At 22.5% G+C, this 5,220-nt stretch carries 5 protein-coding genes and 1 pseudogene; 2 read left to right on the plus strand and 4 right to left on the minus strand.

Annotated elements, in window-relative coordinates; all coding sequences use genetic code 11:
* The 4 genes from ACTT9X_RS07070 to ACTT9X_RS07085 form a co-directional block, all read right to left on the minus strand.
* Window positions 1–698 (minus strand): acylneuraminate cytidylyltransferase family protein (locus ACTT9X_RS07070; RefSeq protein ID WP_440934930.1); only part of this gene is annotated, 698 nt, incomplete at its 3' end.
* A 223-nt stretch (window positions 699–921) separates the two neighbouring features.
* Window positions 922–1,551 carry a glycosyltransferase family 2 protein gene (locus ACTT9X_RS07075; RefSeq protein ID WP_440934931.1) on the minus strand — a complete coding sequence of 210 codons (630 nt, stop codon included), beginning with the start codon at window positions 1,549–1,551 and terminating at the stop codon, window positions 922–924.
* Complete coding sequence (locus tag ACTT9X_RS07080; protein WP_440934932.1) at window positions 1,548–2,606, minus strand: N-acetylneuraminate synthase family protein; 1,059 nt, start codon at window positions 2,604–2,606, stop codon at window positions 1,548–1,550. The genes ACTT9X_RS07075 and ACTT9X_RS07080 overlap by 4 nt, the downstream gene beginning before the upstream one ends.
* Window positions 2,603–3,466, minus strand: coding sequence for an SDR family oxidoreductase (locus tag ACTT9X_RS07085; RefSeq protein ID WP_440934933.1), 864 nt, complete (start codon window positions 3,464–3,466; stop codon window positions 2,603–2,605). The genes ACTT9X_RS07080 and ACTT9X_RS07085 overlap by 4 nt, the downstream gene beginning before the upstream one ends.
* Window positions 3,467–3,507: 41 nt before the next feature.
* Here ACTT9X_RS07085 and ACTT9X_RS07090 point away from each other — a divergent pair, with 41 nt between their 5' ends.
* Window positions 3,508–4,725 carry a DegT/DnrJ/EryC1/StrS family aminotransferase gene (locus ACTT9X_RS07090; RefSeq protein WP_440934934.1) on the plus strand — a complete coding sequence of 406 codons (1,218 nt, stop codon included), beginning with the start codon at window positions 3,508–3,510 and terminating at the stop codon, window positions 4,723–4,725.
* Window positions 4,700–5,220: pseudogene (locus tag ACTT9X_RS07095) on the plus strand (hypothetical protein); the annotation flags it as partial. The gene ACTT9X_RS07090 and the pseudogene ACTT9X_RS07095, both read left to right, overlap by 26 nt.

Consider the following 5,220-nt stretch of genomic DNA (forward strand, 5'->3'; position numbering starts at 1 on the left):
AAATTAAGTTTTTTATTATATTTTTTTAAGATAGCTTCTATTATTAAAATATCTTCTTTTCTATCAATTTCAAAACTTTTATATTTACTTTGATTATAGTGAATTATTTTACCAAATAATCTTTTCTTAATTTTTTGAAATTTAGATGCTGAAAAAATATAAAAAGACCCATTTTCAATTATTTTTTCATTTATATCTTGTCTTCTTTTTCTTTGAATTTTGATATTATAATTTGGTATAATTTTGTTTTTCAGCTTATTCCAGCTAAAATGAGCATCTAAAGGAGTAGAGGAAAATAAGCTATCACATTTTTTTTTTTCAAATAATTTCAAAGCTTCACTTAAATCTTTTTTTCCTCTTATTGGAGATGTTGCTTGTAATGCAATTATATTTTTCACTTCAAATTTTTTATTAATTTCTTTAATGGCATGAAGCCATCCAGACTCAGAAGAGCTGGAGTCGGTAGATAATTTTTTTGGCCTATAAATTATTGATGCTCCCATTTCTTTTGCAATAGTTAAAATCTTTTTGCTATCAGAACTCACCCAAATTTTGTCGATTGATTTAGTTTGTAAACATGCTTTTATTGACCAATAGAGTAATGTTTTGTTATTAATTTGAATAATATTTTTATTTTTAATACCTTTCGAACCTCCTCTAGCTAATATGATGGCATGATTATTTTTTTTTTTCAGCATTTTTAAAATGTATTATAATTAAAATATACATTAAATGATTTAAAATCAGCTTAAAGAAAAATTTCTCTTAATTGGTTTTTTTGGTAATTCAGTTTGATTGGCAAAATCATTATGTAGTTTAATAAAATTGTACCAAGATAGATACAGCAATTGTCCAAAAGTATCATATTTTTCTATTCACTACATATTTAATAAAATAGAAAAATTTTTTTATTCAATATAATTAAATAATCCCTTTTAATGTAAAAAGAATTTTTAAATTTGAAGTAATTATATTACCTATTTTTGATTTCCTTTTTTTAATTTTATTTGTTTTAATTGGAAATTCAGAAATTTTAAATTTCATTTTTTTAAACTTTGGTATTACATCTACTAGAAAATAATTATTTTCCACTTTATTTAAAATTTTATTTAAACTTTTTTGTTTATAAATTTTGAAGCCAGAAAGTGGATCTGAAATTTTAAAAAGTTTTTTAAAAATATAACCAACAATAGTTTCAGATATTCTATTTTTTTTTAATCTTTTTCCTATAACCAAATCATGATTATTTTTAGTAATATTTTTTAAAAAAGTTTTTATATATTTTACTGGATGTTCTCCATCTGCATCAAGGGTTAAAATATATCCATATTTTTTATTCTTTAAAAAATTAAATCCTTTAATTAATGAGCCTGTATAGCCTAATTTTTTTGTATTTCTTATGTAATTAAATTTAAATTTTTTTAAGTAATTTTCGGTTCCATCATTAGAAAAATCATCAATAATTATAAAATTGAATTTTTTTTTTTTTAAAAAAATAATTATCTTTTTTAAAGTTTTTATTTCATTATGAGATGGTATTAAAATAATCAAATTAAGTGATTTTTTTTTAAAAAATTATTTTTTTTTAAATTGTTTTTAAATTTTCTTCCTATGAAATTTTCCACATTCATTGGGTTAATAGAGTATTTAGGACATGGTCTTAGCATCTTTAAATGATTTTTTTTTAATTTCTGTCCTTTTTTTACATCAGATCTTAGCCAAACACCCCGCCTTTGAGCGATTACAGTTTCCTTCTCATTGTTTTCAATTTTTTTTTTACCATCTCCTAAAGCTCTTTCTAAATTTCTCGTTTCCAAAATCATTTCTTTCCAAGTAAAAGGATTCATTGAAAATTTGTGATCAGGCCCATTCCGATTATTATTATCAGTAAAATGTTTTTCAATTACTCTCGCTCCAATAGTAACAGCGCCCAATACCGTAGAGTAACCAAAAGTATGATCACTCAAACCAAGAATATATTTATTTTTATATTTTTTTTTAAATGTTCTTAAAACATTAAGATTTATATATTTAAAATTCTCATGGCTTGCAGTGTAATTAGTGTTACATTGCATTAAGACTAATTTATTTTTATTAAATATTTTAAGAGCCTTTTCAACATCTTTCATATCAGAAGCTCCTGTTGCTAAAAAAATTGGTTTATTTTTTTTTGCAATTTTTAACAAAATATCTTTCCATGTAATATCACCTGATCCAATTTTGTATGCTGAGCAATATTTATCTAGATTATCAACATATTCTAAATCATATATTGCTGTCATAAAATCTATTCCATATTTTTTGCATTCATTAACTAATTCTTTAGTCCAATTCAAATTAATACTAGCTTTTTTGTAAGTATCAAAAACACTAGATCTCCATTTTTTTTGATGAGATAAGCTTTTCATATTTCTAAATCCAGAGTCACTAACAATAGTCTCTGCTTTAAAATGTTGAAATTTAGCACAATCCGCGCCATTTTTTGCACATAGTTTAATTAATTTTTTTGCTCTGCTTAAAGAACCATCATGATTTGCAGCAATATCGGCAATAAAATAAGTTTTATGAGAGTTAGAAATAATTTTTTTTCCAATTTTAATTTTCATTTTTTATAATCGTTAATATTTTTTTTAATCTCAAACTTAATATCACTAGCAGTAAATTTAAATTTTTTCATTAACTTATTTATATTCATACCCATATTTTTGGGTCTTTTAACTTTTGCTTTATAATTTGAGTAAGAATGTTTTTTAATAAGTGAATGGTTTAATTTTAGACCTTTTGCTAAAATTTTTAAATACTCATATTTGGATATTTTGTTTTTACTTCCTAAATTATAAATTCCTCTATAAGGGTTTTTTAAAATATCAAAAACATATTTAGAGATTGTTGAAGAATGTAATGGACTGAAATAAATATTACTATAACCTTGTATTATTTTATTTTGCTCCAAATTATCTTTCATCCAATAACACAAACTTTCTCTCTCACGTTTTTTAAACTTTCCAAAAAAATTAATTCTTAATATAATCGAATTAATTTTTTTTATAAAATTTTCACCTGCCAATTTTGACTTTGAATAAATATTTATAGCCTTAAAAGAGTCTTCACGATTTTTAATATTTTTTTTTGGTGAGTAGACATGATCCGTAGAAAAATGCATAACAAATATTTTTTTATTTTTTTTTAATAATTCAGATAACCATTTTGGAATTACACTGTTTGCAAAATATGCTATTTTTTGGTTTTTTTCAGATTTTTCAACGTCAGTATAACCAATACAATTAATAATAAAATTAAGATTTTTTACGTTTATTATTTTTTTTAAATCATTTTTATTTTTAATTTTCTTAAAGCTTTTGATTAATACAAATTTTTCACTCACATTCTTATTATTTTTATAAAAATTAATAATTTTGGTTGCTAGATTTCCTTTTGATCCTAGTAGTAAAATTTTTTTTTTCATTAATATAATAAGAGTGATATGATAAATTATATTTTAATAAAATGTATAAATTTAAATTAAAAAATACAATCGGTAATGAAGAATTAGCCATTGCAAAAAAAATTATTAAATCAGGAAAATTATCGGGCTTTAAAGCCGAATGGCCAGATGGATTTTATGGGGGAAAATATATCAAAAAATTTGAAAATTATTTAAAAAAATTTTATGGGGTCAAATACGCTATAACTGTTAATTCATGGACATCAGGATTAATTGCAATTATGGGCTCACTAGATATTGAACCTGGTGATGAAGTCATAGTAAGCCCATGGACAATGAGTGCAACGGCAATGTGTATCTTGCATTTCAATGCAATCCCAATATTTGCAGATATTAGTAAACATGACTATTGTTTAGATCCTGTCTCAGTTAAAAAAAAAATTACAAAAAAGACAAAAGCTATAATAACTATAGATATATTTGGAGGTCCATCTAAGGTGGACCAATTAAAAAGAACAATAAATAATAATAAAATTAAAATTATATCAGATTCAGCTCAATCTCCATATGCGATTTATAAAAAAAAAATTGTAGGAACCAATTCAGACATAGGTGGCTATAGTTTAAATGTTCATAAACATATAAATACAGGTGAGGGAGGTGTGATTGTTACAAATAATAAAATTTTAGCAAATAGATGTATGCTCTTAAGAAATCATGCAGAGGCTGTGGTTGGAAACATGAAAATTAAAAAAATAAATAATTTAATAGGATATAATTTTAGAATGTGCGAGTTAGAAGCGGGTATTGGTCTTGAACAATATAAAAAACTAAAAAAAATTTTAGTTAATAGAAACAGACATATTATCAAATTAATTCAAAAATTAAAAAATTTAAATGGATTAATTTTACCTGAAGTAAATAATATTTTAGAACATAATTTTTATATTTTACCAATTCAAATTGATGACACTAAAATTAAAATATCAAGAAAAGAGATATGTAATAAGTTAAAAAAAATGGGACTAATGGGAATAATTGAAGGATATCAAAATATTCACTTACTTAAAATTTTTAAAAAAAGGATTGCCTATGGATCTGCAGGATTTCCATTAAATGTAAGTTGGCAAAAATATAAAAAGGGAATATGTCCTGTAGCTGAAAAGCTTCATAATAAAACTTTTTTAGGTTTAGAATTATGTCTTTTTGATATCAATTCAAAAGATATTAATTTCATTGCAAATTGCTTTAAAAATGTTTGGCATAAACTTAAAATTTAAAAAAATCTTAGTGATATCTAATGATGTTGGTGGAGCCAAATTAATTCAAATTTTTTGTGAAGTTAATAGAATAAAAGCAAATTATTATTTGAAAGGTCCAAGTAAAGAGTTTTTTACAAAAAAAAATTATTGTAATGATCTTAACAAAGCTATTAAACATCATGATTTAATATTTATTGGCACTAGTCTCAAAGCTAATTTGGAATTTAATGCAATAAAACTTTGTGATAGTTTTAATAAAAAATATGTTGTCTTTTTAGATCATTGGGTAAATTATTTAGAGAGATTTATAAGAAAAAATCAAAGAATTTTTCCTAAAAATATATATGTTTTTGATAAACATGCTTTAGATATTGCTAAAAATGTTCTTAAATCAAAAAAAACTAAAATAACATTAAAAAAAAATTATTATAAAAAATTTTTTTTAAAAAATAAAAAAAAAATTAAACAAAATAATAAAGCTTTATATGTAAGTTCATATTATGAATGTATTTT

The sequence above is a fragment of the Candidatus Pelagibacter sp. genome, from assembly GCF_052049855.1.
GTDB lineage: Bacteria > Pseudomonadota > Alphaproteobacteria > Pelagibacterales > Pelagibacteraceae > Pelagibacter.

Excerpts from the sequence above, each read along its gene's own strand:
- ACTT9X_RS07085 (WP_440934933.1), bottom strand. The coding sequence starts at position 3,466 with ATGAAAAAAAAAATTTTACTACTAGGATCAAAAGGAAATCTAGCAACC.
- ACTT9X_RS07080 (WP_440934932.1), bottom strand. The coding sequence starts at position 2,606 with ATGAAAATTAAAATTGGAAAAAAAATTATTTCTAACTCTCATAAAACT.
- ACTT9X_RS07090 (WP_440934934.1), top strand. The coding sequence starts at position 3,508 with ATGTATAAATTTAAATTAAAAAATACAATCGGTAATGAAGAATTAGCC.